The sequence below is a fragment of the Sphingobacterium sp. GW821-FHT03E03 genome (assembly GCF_059420745.1).
In genome coordinates this window covers 135,780-153,303 of the sequence record NZ_JBWKUH010000001.1, presented here as the reverse complement: position 1 = coordinate 153,303, position 17,524 = coordinate 135,780, and the positions used below count along the sequence as shown (strand labels likewise).

Annotated in this window: 10 protein-coding genes and 1 pseudogene; 9 read left to right on the top strand and 2 right to left on the bottom strand. The window is 47.1% G+C overall.

What is annotated here, in order from left to right; all coding sequences use genetic code 11:
- The first annotated feature begins 40 nt into the window (after positions 1-40).
- The 4 genes from AC07UV_RS00570 (at position 41) to AC07UV_RS00555 (ending at position 7,338) form a co-directional block, all read left to right on the top strand.
- Positions 41-1,570 (top strand): IucA/IucC family protein, encoded by a 1,530-nt coding sequence (locus AC07UV_RS00570; protein ID WP_495182318.1) that lies wholly within the window; start codon positions 41-43, stop codon positions 1,568-1,570.
- Positions 1,571-1,586: 16 nt separating this feature from the next.
- Complete coding sequence (locus AC07UV_RS00565; protein ID WP_495182317.1) at positions 1,587-3,962, top strand: TonB-dependent siderophore receptor; 2,376 nt, start codon at positions 1,587-1,589, stop codon at positions 3,960-3,962.
- A gap of 97 nt (positions 3,963-4,059) precedes the next feature.
- Positions 4,060-5,214: an acetyltransferase domain-containing protein gene (locus AC07UV_RS00560; RefSeq protein ID WP_495182316.1), complete on the top strand. Its 1,155-nt coding sequence runs from the start codon at positions 4,060-4,062 to the stop codon at positions 5,212-5,214.
- Positions 5,215-5,499: 285 nt separating this feature from the next.
- Positions 5,500-7,338 carry a glycoside hydrolase family 2 protein gene (locus tag AC07UV_RS00555; RefSeq protein WP_495182315.1) on the top strand — a complete coding sequence of 613 codons (1,839 nt, stop codon included), beginning with the start codon at positions 5,500-5,502 and terminating at the stop codon, positions 7,336-7,338.
- A gap of 115 nt (positions 7,339-7,453) precedes the next feature.
- On the opposite strand, the gene AC07UV_RS00550 is transcribed toward AC07UV_RS00555, so the two are convergent.
- The gene (locus AC07UV_RS00550; protein WP_495182314.1) at positions 7,454-8,764 is read right to left on the bottom strand and encodes a mechanosensitive ion channel family protein; all 1,311 of its coding nucleotides are present in this window, start codon (positions 8,762-8,764) and stop codon (positions 7,454-7,456) included.
- A gap of 178 nt (positions 8,765-8,942) precedes the next feature.
- On the opposite strand from AC07UV_RS00550, the gene AC07UV_RS00545 reads away from it, so the two are divergent.
- Positions 8,943-9,932, top strand: a complete 990-nt coding sequence (locus AC07UV_RS00545; protein ID WP_495182313.1) for an NAD(P)H-dependent glycerol-3-phosphate dehydrogenase — start codon at positions 8,943-8,945, stop codon at positions 9,930-9,932.
- A 1-nt stretch (position 9,933) separates the two neighbouring features.
- A pseudogene (ggpS, locus tag AC07UV_RS00540) lies at positions 9,934-12,183 on the top strand (glucosylglycerol-phosphate synthase).
- Between the two features lie 249 nt (positions 12,184-12,432).
- Here ggpS and AC07UV_RS00535 read toward each other — a convergent pair.
- The gene (locus tag AC07UV_RS00535; RefSeq protein ID WP_495182312.1) at positions 12,433-12,681 is read right to left on the bottom strand and encodes a hypothetical protein; all 249 of its coding nucleotides are present in this window, start codon (positions 12,679-12,681) and stop codon (positions 12,433-12,435) included.
- Between the two features lie 297 nt (positions 12,682-12,978).
- Here AC07UV_RS00535 and AC07UV_RS00530 point away from each other — a divergent pair, with 297 nt between their 5' ends.
- The 3 genes from AC07UV_RS00530 to AC07UV_RS00520 are packed head-to-tail and all read left to right on the top strand — an operon-like array spanning position 12,979 to position 17,519.
- A complete protein-coding gene (locus AC07UV_RS00530) occupies positions 12,979-13,506 on the top strand; it encodes an RNA polymerase sigma-70 factor (RefSeq protein ID WP_495182311.1) in 528 nt (175 codons plus the stop codon).
- A 44-nt stretch (positions 13,507-13,550) separates the two neighbouring features.
- Positions 13,551-14,603, top strand: a complete 1,053-nt coding sequence (locus tag AC07UV_RS00525) for a FecR family protein (RefSeq protein ID WP_495182310.1) — start codon at positions 13,551-13,553, stop codon at positions 14,601-14,603.
- A gap of 39 nt (positions 14,604-14,642) precedes the next feature.
- The gene (locus AC07UV_RS00520) at positions 14,643-17,519 is read left to right on the top strand and encodes a SusC/RagA family TonB-linked outer membrane protein (RefSeq protein WP_495182309.1); all 2,877 of its coding nucleotides are present in this window, start codon (positions 14,643-14,645) and stop codon (positions 17,517-17,519) included.
- Positions 17,520-17,524: the final 5 nt, after the last annotated feature.

Below are 17,524 nucleotides of genomic sequence, written 5' to 3'. Positions count from 1 at the left end.
TGACCCGGATTCGATCGTCAAACAGCAGTCGGGCCAGACGGTGCCCCTGGATAGTTTGGCCTTTGTGGTCGAGTTTAATAGTGAGATGGGGATTGAGCAGGAGATGTTACCCGTGTATATGGAGGAGATCAGCAGCACTTTGTCCGGAAGTACGTACACTTATTTTCAGGGCAAAAAATCGGCTGATGAACTCGTCGGCGCTAGGTATCAGGAGATCGAGGGTACCATGACGGGGCACCCGCGTTTCGCGGCTAATAATGGCCGTGTGGGATTTGATGCGGCGGATTATCAGTATTATGCACCGGAGGCCGCCAGTCCCTTTCCCTTATTGTGGCTTGCAGGCCATAAAAGCGGCGGTGAGTTTACCGGTATTGCGGGGCTTGATTACGATCAAGTGATGCAACAGGAACTGGGACCGGAGTTGCTGGCGCAGTTTTCCGAAAAAATTAAAGCGAAGGGATTCGTACCGGAAGATTATTATTATTTCCCCGTACATCCCTGGCAATGGTTTAATAAACTGGCCAATATTTTTTCGCCCGCCATTGCCACTGGTCATCTGCTGTGCCTGGGCTATAGTACAGATCATTACCTGCCGCAGCAGTCTATCCGAACGTTTTACAATGTGAGTAATCCAACAAGATTGTACGCAAAGACGGCACTCTCTATCCTGAATATGGGTTATGTGCGGGGCTTGTCGCCCTTCTTTATGCGGACCAATCCGGGGATCAACCAATGGATTTACGAACTCACGCTGGATGATCCCTATCTACAGGATGTGGGTTTTTGCATCTTGCGGGAAGTGGCCAGTGTCAGCTATAGCCATAGTTATTTTGAACAGGCGCTGTCTGTCGATAGTCCCTATAAGAAAATGCTGGCCTGCCTCTGGCGGGAAAGCCCGGCCAGCGTGCTGCGTGAAGGCCAGCAATTAATGACCATGGCGGCACTTTTGCATGTGGACGATAATGGAAAGGCTTTGCTACCGGCACTGATCCAGGCCTCGGGACTAGCTATTGACGAATGGTTACAGACCTATTTTAACTGTTACCTGAGCCCACTGCTGCACTGCTTTTACAAATGGGATATGGTCTTTATGCCGCATGGCGAAAACCTGATTCTGGTACTTGAAAACCATATTCCCGTACGGGCAATTATGAAAGATATCGGTGAGGAGGTTTCCTTGCTGAACAGCGATCTGGATGTACCGGAGGTTGCGGAACGGCTGAAAGTTTCGGTTCTGGAAGAAAACAAAACCCTGCCCATATTTACCCAGGTATTTGATTCCATTTTCCGTTTTGTGGCCGCGATCCTGGTGGAACAGGCGGGGTATCCGGAGCAAGCCTTCTGGAAAAATGTCGCTGCCTGCATACAGGCTTATCAGCAGGCACATCCTGAGTTTAAAGCGGCTTACGAAAGGTATGATTTCTTTGTGGATTCCTTTCATTCAGATGCCTTAAACCGGATGCAGCTACGCAACAATAGGCAGCTGCGCGACCGAAAAGATCCTTATAATGGCCGCACGAATGTCGGTATACTCATAAACCCCATTGCTCAATTTAAAAACAATAAATAATAACATCAAAAAAAACATGTATCTATCTTTGAAAAACAGTAAATCAATTTTCTTTTTTTTGTGTTTGCTTGCTTTCCTATTTGCTGGAAATGTGCTGGCACAAAAGAACACGAATAATCTTATCCAGGGACAGGTGACCACCCGTGATGGGAGTCCTGCGGCCTACAGCACCATTAAGCTCTCGAATGGGAGGAGTGCGCGGGTCGACAAGGAGGGGCGGTATACCTTTCGTGGTCTCCTCCCCGGAACGTATGTGGTGACGGTGAGCTTTGTGGGTTTGCCGGAGCAGTCGCAGACCTTATCGCTTGCAGTAGGTGAAAGTGCTGTGGCGGATTTTGTTTTATCCGCCGATGGAAAGACACTGGATGAGATTCTGATCATTGGCCAGAAATATGCTATTACCTCCAAAAAGGAAAGTGACTATGTGGCGCGGCTGCCGCTCAAAAACCTTGAAAATCCCCAGGTATATAGTGTAGTAGACAAGGAACTGATCAAGGAGCAGATGGCGCTCACGTTGGAGGAGTCCTTTCGGAATGTGCCGGGAGCGGCTCCATCGAAGACCGGAGCCGGAATGCCTTCTTTCTTTTCGCGTGGCTTTCAGACCAGCGAAAATTTTAGAAACGGGATGGCGACTTACTTGCGTACAGGGATTGACCTGGCGCAGGTGGAACGCGTGGAAACCATAAAAGGCCCAACGTCGACACTATTTGGTGCACAAATGACTTCCTTTGGCGGGATTGTGAATTATATTACAAAAAAGCCTTATGAAACATTTGGCGGAGAGGTGGGGTACAGCATGGGAAGCTGGGACATGAATAGGCTGACGGCGGATATCAATGCGCCGATTGCTGCCGAGGAGGGTTTGCTCTTTCGCGTGAACCTCGCACGGCAGAAAGAAAATACATTTCAGGACCAGGGCAATAATGCGACTGTGCTGATCGCACCAAGCCTTTCTTATCAGGTCAACGATCGGCTCAAACTGTCCCTGGATGCTGATTTCTATGCGGTAAAAGGAATTACTCCTGCCGGTTGGATGATTGATCCGAAACTTGGGAAAACAAGCTTTGACCAGCTGCACCTCGATTATAGGCAGTCGCTGAACGACAATTCGCTGGTAAGCCGGCAGTCATCGAGCAATATCTTGTTTCAGGCCGACTACAAACTGTCCGATCAATGGCAGTCGCAGACCAAGTATGCCTGGGGCGGTGGAAGCTACGATGATCTCTATATCTTTGATATGATCTGGAAAACAGATAGTTTGGTGAATAGGATTCTGCGCACCTTTACCGACGAGGAATCTGCCCGTAAAAATTTCCAGCAAAATTTTATTGGCGATTTTAAGATCGGCCAATTTAGGAACCGCATGGTCATCGGACTGGACTATATGTCTAATTACCGGAAGACACGCTATGACGGACTGGGCTACGGTGGTGACGTGTTTGCGCCGGCGCAGCTCTATAACCTTCCGGGTACACCCGTAATCCGGATCGAAGATGTCAATGCGGTACTGGCCAAACGGAATACAGGCCAGAATGTGACCAAAGAAGCCAGTTACAGTGCTTATGTATCAGATGTCTTTAATGTGACCGACCGTTTATTGGCGATGGCTAGCCTACGGGTAGATCGCTTTATCAGTGAGGGGACGACAAATACACTGAGCCGGAAACAGACGGGTAATTATAACCAAACGGCCCTATCACCAAAATTTGGGCTGGTTTATGAAGTATTGAAAGAGCGGGTTTCTTTATTTGCGAACTATATGAATGGTTTTAAAAATGTACCTAATTACATCAACCCGACCGACAATGTTGTGCAGGTGTTTAAGCCCCAGCGGGCCAATCAGCTGGAAGGCGGTGTGAAAGTTGAATTGTCTGATCTATTCAATGCTACGGTCAGTTACTACAATATTGATGTCACCAATAGTATCCGTGTTGACGGAACAAATAGAATACAGGATGGAAAACAAAAAAGCAAAGGATTTGAAGTTGAGCTGATCGGTAAGCCATTCACAGGCTTTAATTATGTAGCCAGCTATGGGTACAACGACAATGAATTTGTCAATGGAGCAGCGGCCGGTAAACGAGCCTTAGGGACACCGGAGCATGTGTTCAATATCTGGGCAAGTTATGCCTTGACAGCCGGTAGGGCCAAAGGCCTTGGTCTCGGGGTCGGTAATTCCTACATTTCCAAAGCCTTTCTGGATGCCGCCAATACCTTTACTTTAGGTGCCTATAATCTATTGGATGCAACAGTCTTCTATAACCGGCCAAAATATAGTGTCCGTGTAAAGGCAAATAATATCTTGGATAAAAAATACTGGGTCAGCGACGGCTACTATGCCCGCCCGCAAAAGCCATTCAATTTTATGGCCAGTGTAGCCTATAAGTTTTAAATTTCTTTGGCTTCTGGGAACAGCCTGTTTCCGGAAGCCAAATGATAAGATTCAGACAAGCGATTCATGGATTGCCATCCTTTAATATCAGCAGCTTATGTGGATTAGACTTTCCTATCCAAAACAGGATCCACGCAATCTTTTACTGGGGATTGTGCTCGCCTTCGCGATGCTGGATCATACCCGGATGTTTTTTTATTACTGGAACGTGAATCCGACAGCGATCGGGGATACCGGCATCTTGCTGTTTCTAACACGTTTCCTTTCTCATTTTTTCGCACCCACCATTTTTCTACTGTTGGGGATAGAAATTTATCAGTATGGTCAGCGTTATGGATCGTCAAGATTAACAAAAGCCTTGTGTTATACGGCTGTGATGCTGTTGGCTTTGGAACTTGTGGTCAATAATTTTCTTTACACCTTTGATCCGTACTATCGAACCATCGGTCTGTTTATTCTCGGCCTGCTCGGCCTCTGTTTTTTTTGTATGGCCGGATTGCAGTACCTGGGGCCTAAGTCGCTGCTCGTCATTAGTCTGCTGCTGCTGTCAGGGCATCATTTGCTGGATGGGATCCAGCGCGAAGGGAATTCCTTCGGGTCAATCTGCTGGTACTTGCTGCATCAGCAGAAATTTATTCCCCTCCCGGATCGTTTATTTATCGTGAATTATACGCTTATTCCCTGGTTGGGGGTACTGATGCTGGGCTATGGCATGGGAAAGCTATTTCTGCCTCATGCGGACCCGCTGAGGCGCAAGCGTGCCTTGCTTAGGCTGGGCTACGCAAGTCTTGCTTTGTTTTTTATGCTGCGTTTCACAAATGTTTATGGGGATCCTGTCGGCTGGAATGCCTATGCGGATCCAGTGAAATCAGTGCTATCTTTTCTGAATCTGACAAAGTATCCGGCTTCGTTGGCTTACCTCTCGCTCACTTTGGCTGCTGTATTTCTTTTCCTGGGCTACACGACAAATTGCCGGGGCGACAAAATTTTCCTGTTTTATGCGTTGGGTAGAAGACCCTTGTTTATCTATCTGTTCAGCACATTTTTAATTCATTTTATGGCAATGGTTTTACTGTGGCTAACAGGAAAAGATCCAGCAGCAATGCTGATTACTTCAAAGTCTTATACTTCGGCAGGCCCTTTAACGCAATATGGTTATTCCATTGGGGTGGTATACCTCGTCTGGACCGGAATCCTTCTGCTCTGTTGTGCGATAAATGGCCTGATCGACAAATGGGCTGTCAAATTGTAAACAAACCTTGCTTGCGTTTAAAACGAATCAGGGGAAGAAATAGACAGTAAATTTCTGTTGATCTACTTCTTTAGGATAAATGCATGATCTGATGTTTTTTGATGTAAGGGGATAATGAGTGGAAAAAAATGCTCCTGGCTCTTGGTCTCGGCCAATTACCTCGTTAATTGATCTAATAATTCGATTTAGTTGCTTGTTTTCTTATATTTGAGTGATAAACCAACCTTTGCTTATAACTGAATTGAAATGATGAACCGAATGAAATGTCGACTGATAATCCTACTCATGGCGTGCTTAGCACTCGAAGTGGCAAAAGCGCAATCCCTAGCTGATTTTACACTGCCGACCCCTTGGACGGCCGAGGCATTAAAAGCTGAGATACCGCTGCCGGAATATCCGCGTCCGCAAATGCAGCGTAGCGAATGGCAAAATCTCAACGGACGATGGGATTATATGGGCGGCAGTTCGCTGCAAGATCCGCGTCAAGCTGGCGCTCCACCAACATTTCCGAAAAAAGCCGAATCCATCCGTGTGCCTTTTGCTCCTGAGTCGGAACTGTCCGGAATTGCCCGCAGCGGGGAGAAATTTCTCTGGTACAGACGCGCTCTTACCATTCCATCCACATGGAAGGGTAAACGTATTTTATTGCATTTCGGTGCCGTAGACCAATATGCGGTGATCTTTGTTAACGGTAAAAAGGTCGGTGATCATATAGGTGGATACCATGCTTTTAGCCTGGATATTTCGGATTTTCTAAAGGCGGGCGACAATACCCTTGTCGTGGGTGCCTATGACGCAAATGATGGTAAAACGGCATCTGGAAAGAACGGCGATAAAGGTGATTATACCTTTAGCTCCGGCATCTGGCAGACAGTCTGGATGGAACCTGTACAGCAAAAATACATCAGCCAGCTGAAACTGATCCCTGAGCTAAAAAATAACCGCTTGCAGCTAACGGCGCTCACTGAAGGCAAAGACCTCAGGGTTGTTGCTACCGCGTATGCGGATAACAAGCTGGTGGCGACAGCGACAGGAACGGATCACAAAGCATTTTACCTCGATATCAGTAATCCACATCCATGGAGTCCCGGAGATCCCTTTCTCTATCAGCTGAAAGTGGAACTTAAAGATAAAGAGGGGCGTATAGTGGATCAGGTGGACTCTTACTTCGCGATGCGCTCAATCAGTATTGGTAAGGTGGATGGCATCAATAGGACTTTGCTAAATGGCAAATTCCAATTTCAGATCGGCGTGCTTGATCAAGGCTATTGGCCTGATGGCATTTTTACGGCACCCACCGAAGCGGCTTTGCTGTACGATATTGAACTGGCGAAAAAGGCGGGATTTAACGTCATCCGTAAACATATCAAAGTGGAGCCCATGCGCTGGTACTATCACTGTGACCGGCTTGGCTTAATGGTCTGGCAGGACATGCCCAACTTGTGGTATCCGGACGATACGGATTCAGTAGCGGTACGTCAACAGTTTAGGACCGAACTGAAGCAAATGATGGATCAGCTGGTTAGTGTTCCCTCGATCGTCACATGGGTACCTTTCAATGAAAACTGGGGGGCATTTGAAGTGGCAGATATAACCAAATGGACAAAAGCATATGATCCTACGCGCTTAGTAAACGGCAATTCGGGCTATAATTACGCACCTGGATATCGGCCTCCGCAGGGTGACCCCGGGAATGGCGACTTTGTGGACAGGCACCACTATGGAAAGATGGAAGATAAAGCCTTTCCGCAGCCAGACCAAAATCGGGCCGCATCGTTGGGCGAATTCGGAGGGAAGGGTCTTTTTGTGCGCGACCATATGTGGCCTGTGGCAAATAACGCCTATGAAATCCTTATCAATAAAGATATACTGTCGGATACCTACGTTTACCTGCTCAATGAGATCGAACAACGTATGTTGTACAGGGGTTTAAGCTGTGCGATCTTTACACAAACGTCAGATGTGGAGCATGAAATCAACGGGTTGGTGACCTATGATCGGCAGGTGGAAAAGTTCGACATGAAGAAAGTGAAGGAGATAAATCAAGCAATCATCCGCAACAGCGAAAGATTAGGGAAAAAGAAAAAAATAAGTTCTATTTCAAGGCTGTATCCGGTGGAGTAGCGCTGTAATCGTTCCATCATAAATTGCTGTTGTTTAAAAAGAAAGGCAAAGTTAGGGATTTAAATCCGGCGGCGAAGCCTTCGCGCCGGATAGATATTGGATTTCTTTGTTCGGATTAGGCTGTGCTGGCCTGTTGCGTACGGAGCAATCGCAGGTCGTCGGATGCCGGTAGTTCAAATACCTGCAGGTGAAAGTGTTTAATGGCAGCCAGTAGATGGTCAAAAATATCGGCCATTGTATCTTCGAAATAAGCCCATTGTGTACCCTTGGTAAACATGTAGAGTTCCAGCGGAATGCCGTATTCACTCGGTGCGAGCTGGCGCACTAACAGGGTTAATTCCTGATGGATATTGGGGTTATGCTTGGCATAGGCGAGTACATAGGCCCTGAACAGACCGATATTGGTCATCCTGCGGCCATTGACAGGCGAAGAGCTGTCAGTATTCCAGGTTTTATTGTAATCAGCAATCTCGCGTTCACGTTTTTCGATATAGGGAGCCAGCAAGCGGATCTTTTTTAATGCCCTGATTTCCTCCTTACTGAGGTAGCGCACCGAAGCCATTTTAATGTTCAATGCCCGTTTTATCCGACGGCCGCCCGTCTCTTGCATCCCACGATAGTTTTTGAATGAATCGCTTAGCAAGGTATAGGTCGGTATGGTGACAATAGTCTTGTCCCAGTTCTGTATCTTCACATTGTTGAGGTTGATCTGCAACACGTCGCCGTCCACACCATATTTGGGCATTTCTATCCAGTCTCCCACGCGGACCGAGTCATTGGCCGAGACCTGAATACTGGCCACAAAGCCCAGAATAGTGTCCTTAAATACCAGCATGAGGATGGCGGACGCCGCCCCCAACGATACCAGAAAAGACCATGGCGAATTGCCCGTCAGCAGGGAAACGGCCAGCGTGCCGATTACAAAAATCAAAAAGATCTGTACCACCTGCAGGTAGCTGTCGATGGGCTTGTCTTTGAACGCATTGGAGCTGCGAAAAATATCGCGGCAGGTTTTTAACAGGCTATTGACCAGATGATAGATGGTCAGCAACACCACGATATCCAGCAACTTGACAAGGGCAGCGGTCAGCACCGGAAAACCAAGGAAGATCATCGGAAGCAGCTGCCGTGTGAGCAGCACGAGTATAGTACGGCTCAGGCGTACATGCACCTTGTTTTTCAACAGAAAATCGTCCCATTTGGTTGAGGTCCGCCGGGCAATCCTGTTCAATGCGGAATAAAAGACCTTGCGCATGATGTAATCGAATGCATAGAGCAGCACCGCGAAAGCGAAAAGTAATCCAGCAGCCGTAATAATATGCGCCTGCTGATCGGGTAAACCTAATTTGGCAAAGAGATCGAAAATGTACTGATAAATTGAACTTGTTGGTTGTTCACTGAAGTTAAGCATGTCTAAATTTTTCATATGAACAGACAAATTTACGGAGAAATATAAAAACGGGTTTTGAGGTGTAAAATACCCTTTTACACCTATTTTTACGCTTAAAGTTTGCTTATTGATTAATTTTTACGTATATTTGTAAATTAATAGATAACCCGATAGCGAAAATTTTCTGTTTCGCGTCTTAAAAACCCCCAACGATTTGAATGAGATTAGTGTGATAGGTGGTGGGAGTTGGGCCACGGCCCTGGTTAAAATTTTGACAGAAAATAGCATTTATACCAACTGGTACATGCGGCGTTCCGAGCAGGTGCGCGCGATAAACCAGGATGCTATTAACCCTGACTACCTATCGTTTTTAAAACTTGACAATACAAAAATTTATGCGTCCGATCAGCTGGACGAGATCGTGGCCCGATCGAAAGTAATTCTTTTCGTCGTGCCCAGTGCGCATCTGGACAGTGTTTGCGCCGCAATCCCCAAAGAGGACCTTGCTGAAAAATTTGTCATCACCGCCATTAAAGGGACCGTCGGCCCTGACAATCTGCTCCCAAGTGCTTACCTAGCACGGTATTTTGAGCTGAATGATTTTCAGCAGGCGATCATTGCAGGGCCTTGCCATGCCGAAGAAATCGCGCGGAACAAGAAAACCTATATGACTCTGTGCGGTCCGAATGAAACCTTTATCAGTAAGATTGCCAAGGGCTTCGCTTCATGCTATATGCAGGTGAATTATAGTCCCGACACCCTGGGTGTGGAGTACGCAGCCATTTACAAAAATGTGGTCGGCATTGTCTGTGGCATGGCCGAAGGACTGCATTATGGCGATAATTTTATGGCGGTGCTGGTTGCCAATGCCATTGACGAACTGGGGCTGCTGCTGCGTGCCGTCGGTGCACCCCATGTCCGGCTGGGCAGCTCTACCTATTTGGGCGACTTATTGGTGACGGGTTACTCCGCACATAGCCGCAACCGGACTTTTGGTAAATACCTTGGCCAGGGGTATTCGGTTTTCGAAGCCCGTCAGCTCATGGGCATGGTCGCCGAAGGATATTTTGCAACCAACGGGCTGATGGCGACGGTCACGAGCCTTCGACTCAATTTACCCTTGTTACAGACAGCCTACCGTGTGCTATACAACCATATGGCTGCAATTGATGAATTTAAACTTTTAGAAAGGAATATAAGATAATATGCTATTAGCAACAGATTTAGACGGAACTTTTTTAGGCGGGAAGATGGAAGACCGCCTCAGATTATATAGACTGATCAAGGCCAGCCCGAATATGCAGCTGGTTTTTGTAACCGGAAGAGGACTGGAGTCGGTATTGCCGCTACTGAGCGATCCGCTCATTCCGGTGCCGGACTTCATTATTGCGGATGTAGGCGCCACGGTCGTTAACGGCCATAGCCTGGAAGCGATTGAGCCGCTGCAGAGTGAGATTGAGGAAAAATGGCCGCAGACTTATGCGATCCGGGCAGCGCTGGAGGAAATACCGCAGTTGAATTACCAACATGTGCCACAGCAGCGCCGCAGTTCATTTTATTATGAAGCAGGGGTTGACCATCGTCTGGTGCAGCAGGTGGCCGACAGGTATGACTGTGATATTATTACTTCGGCCGATAAATACCTGGACTTGCTCCCCAGAGGTGTGAATAAGGGGACAACATTAAAGAAGCTGGTTGAATTTTTGGCTGTCGATCCGGATGATGTGATGGTGGCCGGTGATACCCTTAATGACCTGGCCTTATTTCAGATCGGTTTTCGGGGTGTTGCGGTCGGAAAGTCCGAACCGGGGTTGCTGCAGGCCATTGATCAATTGGATACAGCGTACAGCGCAGAAGCTGCCGGGGCAGGCGGTATACTGGAATATATGGGCAAATACCGCCCGTTTCAGCAGTTGATTCGTGGAGAACAAAAATTAGTGCCTCAAAAAAGAAAGTCCAAAAAATCCGATCAGCTGGTGATGGTCTACCATCGGCTGCCGTTTGAAAAGGAATCGGTCAATGGTAAGACGGTGCGGGTAGCACCCAAAAGTCCAAATGGCATTATTCCCTCGCTGCTGGGCTTATTTGAAAAAGGACGGTCTGGTCTCTGGATCGGGGAGGAAGTCATCCAGCAGGATGGCCAGCCGGTTCCAAATCAGCTGGTGGATGAAAGCCGATATCCTAATCTAGTCGCTTCCACCATATCACTGTCAAAAGAGGATATCGATAAGTTCTATCGTGTATTCTCCAAGGAGGCGTTCTGGCCGACGATCTTTTCCTTTGTGGACCGGGCAAAGTTCAACCGCGAGGACTGGGACCATTACCTGATGATCAACAAGCGCTTTGCCGAGCGGATCGCTCGCGAGGCAGACGAGGAGGCGCTGGTCTGGATCCATGAGTATAATCTGTGGATGGTACCTTCTTTTTTAAAGACCATGCGCCCCGATCTGAAAATTGGCTTTTTTCACCATACGGCATTTCCGGCAGCAGATATTTTTAATATTATTCCCTAGCGCAAGGAGATCATCGGCAGCCTGCTGCTCTGTGATTTTGTCAGTTTTCATATCCCACGTTATGTGGAGAATTTTGTGGATGTGATCCGCAGTCATACGCCGTTTAAAGTGGTCAAAAAAGTAGACGTCGCCAATCAGTTTCTGACCTACAGCTGTGCGCTGGGTGTCGATCAGATGACCAAGATCATTGAGGTGGACGGGCGGCAGATCAGGTTGGGGGCACAGCCGGTGGGTATCAACAGGGATCATATCGAACAGATTTTGACGGATGATAACGTGAAAGCGGAGATCCATACGCTCAAAGAGCGCAAAGCTGAATCGGGAATAACGCGTATCATATCCATCGAGCGCCTGGATTATGTCAAAGGACCATTGGAAAAAATTCAGGCTTTTGGCGAATTTCTTGCCGAGTATCCGGAATTTAGGGGCAAGATTGAACTGGTCAATGTCTGTACACCGCCATCGCAAGGGATGACGATCTATGATGAAATCCGCGACCAGGTGAATCAGGCCGTGGGTGAGATCAATGGTAAATATGCGACGATGAACTGGACCCCGATCCAATATTTTTACAGGGCACTGCCCTTTGAGGAAGTGGTCAAGCACTATGCGTTGAGCGATATTGCCTGGATTACGCCTTTGCGTGACGGGCTGAATCTGGTCGCCAAGGAATACATTGCAACCCATGGACTACTGGAAACTGCTGGGGTCCTTGTGCTTTCGGAATTTGCGGGTGCTTCGGTTGAGTTGCCCTATGCCATATTGACCAATCCCTATGACCGCAAGAGCATGAAAGATGCGCTGCTGAAAGCTTTGGTCATGGAACCCGGAGAGGCCCAGGTCAGAGCGCGTAGGCTGTATGAGCATATTGAGCACTACGATATCCATTATTGGGGGCGGGATTTTGTCAAAGAGCTCGAGAAATCGGGCAAGCGACCATAAATAACAAAGCGGGGGCTAATCTAGCCCCCGCTTTGTTTAACGCAATAAGCCAAGGGTTAAACTGGCGGTATAGCGTGACCGGCCTCTTTCAATGATCCCCAGAAACTGGAAAAGGCAGCCTCCTCTGGCTGCCTTTTCTCGTGCTTGTATTTTACCGTAATCATCCCGTTGTGATGCATCCATCTAAGGGATTAGTGAAACAACACGTTCTTGCGATTGCGTATTGAATTATAAATTGATCAAACGATATTAATGGCTCAGCTGTAATTTTCCGATAAAGGGGCGGCTATCGATCGTCGTAATCGCTTCTTTAATGGAATAGCATAGCTGGTAGTTTTCGCCCAGTATTTTTTTGCTAGATTCTATTTTGTTGCTTTCAACCTTATCGACAATCCAGGTTGGGTTTAACGGATCTGAATTAAATTTGGTGATTAATACTGTAAATCCTTCTTTCTGAGCACTGATTAAAGTGTCTTTTGTGATTTCTACTATTTTCATAGTGAGATAATATACGAAAAAAAAAAGGAAATAGGGTTTGCCTAGTTTAGTTGATGTGCTTGTCAACATCCTTACAATTGAACGGAAATATAGCTTCTTTAATGGATCCGGGCCTAAAATTAGCAGGTTCAGCGATCGGTCTATCCATCGTGAAGCAGATCGCAAAATAAATTAAATGTAACTAAAGGTGGTCTGTATATGCATTATTCTACTGGTTTTAGTAGAAATCCATCATAAATTGACTTTCCTAAAAATAAAGCCTAATTTTGAGTGATCAACAATAACTAAACTATCAGGATGAATGTAACACATGTCAGACAACTGTTTACCCAGCTTTACGAAGAAAATTGGGTGAAGTTGTATGTACATGTTTTCCGGATGTTAAATGATCGGGACGAGGCCCGTGATATTGTACAGGAAATTTTTGCAAACCTCTGGGACCGTATGGAACGGCTGGAAATCGAGCATTCTTATCAGTCTTATCTTTTTCGTTCGGCCCGTAATTTGGTGATCAATCGCATCGCAAGCCAGGATGTGGGGCGGAAATATGAAAATTACCTCGAACATGCTGCCCCAGCATTTGAAATGATGCCCGACGAGTTGCTGCGGGAGAAAGAATTAGCCGAGCAGATCGATCAAGCGATTGAAAAGCTGCCGCGCAAAATGGCGCTGATCTTCAAAAAAAGCCGTTTCGAGCAACGGAGTTATCGGGAGATCGCCGAGGAACTCGATATCTCTGAGCAGACTGTCAAAAAGCAGATATACAACGCGTTGACAGTCCTAAGAAAAAAAATACGAACTATTTTCATTTTTTTCTACCACTAAACGGGCGCTATCCTGTCTTCTAAGCTGTAAACAGGATAGAACCTATGAAACAACGATTATCGAAACAATTACTGCAGAAGTATCAGCAGGGGATGTGCAGCGCCGAGGAAATTGCGTTTGTCGAGAGTTGGTACAACCAACTTAGCAAGACAAATAACGCAAAAGATATCCCGGAACTTGATCTGGCTGCCGAAGATCGCTATTTCCAACAACATGTTTTTGGTCCCGAATTGCGAGCCAATCGCAATAGAAGAGCCTACCTGAAGGTCGCAGCCAGTATTGTATTCTTTTTGATGGCTGGAGCAGCGATGTACTTCTTTTCTGGACGCCAGCGATCTCCACAGCCACTGCCTTTTAGTGTCGGTCAATTCCAGGCTGATCTGCTGATCGGAAACGAAGTGGTCCGCCTGGACGAAAAGAAGCAGTTCAGCCCGGCATTGATGGAGCAGCGCAAGGGGGATCAAGTGGCAATCAAGACCAAAAAGGGGCAAGAATTCAAGATGGAGCTTCCGGACGGTACGACGGTGTGGTTAAATGCGGACAGTAAGCTGGAAATCGGGCCGGGATACAACGTACAGGAGCGCTCGGTATTATTGACGGGTGAAGCCTACTTTAAGGTGGCAAAAAATAAAGCGAAGCCCTTTATTGTTCATGTAGGCAAGACGAGCATTGAAGCCCTGGGGACAGCTTTCAATGTCAAGTTGTATCCGAATGATAGTCAGCTCTTGACCACGCAGCTCGACGAAGGAAAAATACGTGTCAGCAATGCCGGCCTGCAGGAGATTCTGCTCCCTGGACAGATCATCCAGCTGAATGTGCTGAATGGGGACTTCCAGCTTCAGCAAGAAAACAAACAGCAGGATGCTGCCAACTGGAAAGACGGTTACTTTGAATTTGACCAGACACCGCTTCCTGAGATTTTGGCTGATCTTGCCCGTTGGTACAATTTCACCTATAGCCTGTCACCTGTCTATAAAAATAAAGTGCTTAGCGGAAAAATCAGCAAAAAAGAGTCCTTTGAGGAAGTGCTGAAGATATTGCGGTTCGCCGGCATAAATTATACAATCGACAAGGACAGGCTCTTACTTGTTCCCTAACCAAAGACCAAACAAACGAATTTTCAATCTAAATACCCTATGAAACAGTCTGTAAAAACACTGCTATTTATGCTGATGCATGTCAATGGCTATGCCTTTAGCCAGCAGGGAGACAAGCCATCCGACCATGTTCAATTTAAACAGCTCGTCAAAGCCATCGAGCAGCGTAGCGATTATCGCTTTGTGTATGATCCCAATGAAATTAGCCCCGATCTGCGTGTCGATGTCAATTTGACCAATGCCAATATCCCTGAACTACTTAAACAGGCATTCTCGGCAAAAGGCATCCGCTACCAAATTGTCAAAAACACCATCGTGCTCCAGGGGAAAGCAGCTGGTAAAACCTCGCAGGCTACGATCAGTGGTCGGGTCAGCAATGCTGCCGGTGCAGCGCTTGAAGGGGTTAGTGTCCGAGTTAAAAATAAGGTAGTCAGTACGGTGACCGATGCCAGCGGCCGTTTTAGTTTAAATGGGCTGCTGCAGGATGATATACTGCTCTTGAGTTATGTGGGCTATCGCAGCAAGGAAGTGAAGCTTGCGGGCAACGGCAGCATTGAAATAAGTCTTGATATAGACCCGGGTAATCTGGATGAAGTGGTCGTTATCGGTTACGGTACCTCTTCGATACGCAAAAATACAGGTTCGGTTTCCAGTGTGACCGGCAAGGAAATAGAAACACAGCCGGTTTTAGATCCCCTGGCGGCATTGCAGGGCCGCGTGGCCGGACTCAATATAGCATCCAATTCGGGGCTGCCGGGCAGCTCTTTTCAGGTGCAACTGCGTGGTGTCAATTCACTGAGCAATGGCAGTAGTCCCCTTTACATTATCGACGGTATTCCATTCTCGGACGAAAGCATGAATCAGTTTGCCTCGGCCAATGGGAATCAAAGTCCACTAAGCCTGATCAATCCAAAGGATATTGAACGGATTGATGTGCTTAAGGATGCCGATGCAACAGCCATTTATGGCTCCCGAGGAGGGAATGGAGTGATCCTGATAACCACGAAAAAGGGAAATAAAAGCGGGCTTAAAATAGATTTTAATGCCAATATTGGCACTGGTAAAGCCATTCGAAACCTCAAGATGCTCAACACCGAGCAATATCTGGAAATCCGTAAGGAAGGATTTAAAAACGATAATTGGACCGCGACGGCAGATAATGCGCCGGATCTACTGACCTGGGATCAGTCTGCTTACAGTGACTGGCAAAAAGAGTTTTATGGTGCAAGTGCTCCTTTCTCAACGTATCAGTTGTCATTTTCCGGCGGAAACGAGTATACCCAATACCTGGCCAGTGCCAATTTCAATCGCCAGGGTGATCCATTGCCCGGTAATCAAAATTATCAGCGTGGAGGTGCGCTGTTGAATCTGTCTACGCAGTCCAAAGATCAGCGATTTAAACTCAACAGCAGTTTCAACCTCAACCTGGACCGTAACAATACAGTGCCGACGGATATTGCTCAGTTTTATAACCTGGCGCCCAACTATCCCATATACGACGAAAAGGGCGACTATTATTGGTTTCAGCAGACCTTGCAGAATCCCGCCGCCTACATGGAGCGGTCGAGTGTCTCTAAATCAAAATCCCTGCTGGCCAACTTTTCAGCTGAGTACGCGATCTTGCCCGAATTGGTTGCTAAAATCAATGTAGGGTATAATCTCAAAAGCATGGACCAGACACGCCTGCTGCCCAATGCAGGATTTAATCCATTGACCAGTACGGGGTCAACGGCCTCTTACGGGAACTCGGATTATCAGTCCTACATCGTTGAGCCGCAATTGAATTACAGCAAAACGTTTGGTAAACATGAATTTAAGTTCCTTTTGGGCGGTACCTGGCAGCAGCGGATCAGCGAAGGTAAATACTTGGATGGCAGCAGTTACCCAAGTGATTCCCAGCTAGGCAACTTGGCTGCCGCAGGTGTCATTACGATCCGCAACAATCAGTATGCAGATTACCGCTACCAGTCTGCATTTGGCCGTATCAATTATGCGTATGCCGACAGGTATCTTGTGAATGTCAGCTACCGAAGGGATGGCTCGTCCCGCTTTGGCCCCAACAATAAGTACGGTAATTTTGGGTCGATTGGTGCCGCCTGGGTATTCAGCAGCGAAGAATTTTTAAAGGATCAGTCTATCCTTAGCTTCGGAAAGCTGCGTGCCAGCTGGGGGGTGACGGGCAATGACCAGATCGGAGATTACCAGTACCTGGATACCTGGGGAACGGGCTTTGCCTACCAGGGCATCACCGGGCTTTATCCGGCACGGGTGTTTAATCCCAATTTTGGATGGGAAGAAATTAAAAAGAAAGAACTGGGCCTCGACCTTGGATTTTTCAGGGACCGTATTTTCCTCACAGCCAATTATTACAACAATAGATCGGATAATCAGTTGATCAATATCGTGCTCGCGCCGCAGACGGGCTATAATTCCTATTTTGGTAATACCCCGGCACTGATCGAAAATAAGGGCTTGGAGTTTGAGCTGAGCAGTGTTAATATCCAAAAAGAAAAGTTCAGCTGGAAAACCAATTTCAATATTACTTTTCCATCCAATACCCTGCTCGAATATCCTGGACTTGCAAATAGCAGTGATGCGAGGCGATACGTCATTGGCGAGTCCACACGTATCGTGCGTGGATTTCAGTTTACCGGAGTGGATCCGCAAACTGGGGTCGCTCAATTCCGGGATGTGGATGGCGATGGGAAGATCAGTGATTTCAATGACTATGTAACCTTGGGATCACTGCTGCCCAAGTATTATGGTGGTATCGGCAATAATCTAAGTTATGGCAATGTGAGCCTTGGATTCCTATTTCAGTTTGTCAAACAGGAGGGACCATCCATTGGTTATGGCCCACAGGCGACGACCATTGGCGCTTTGGCCAATCTGGATGAATATGTATTAGACCGTTGACAGCA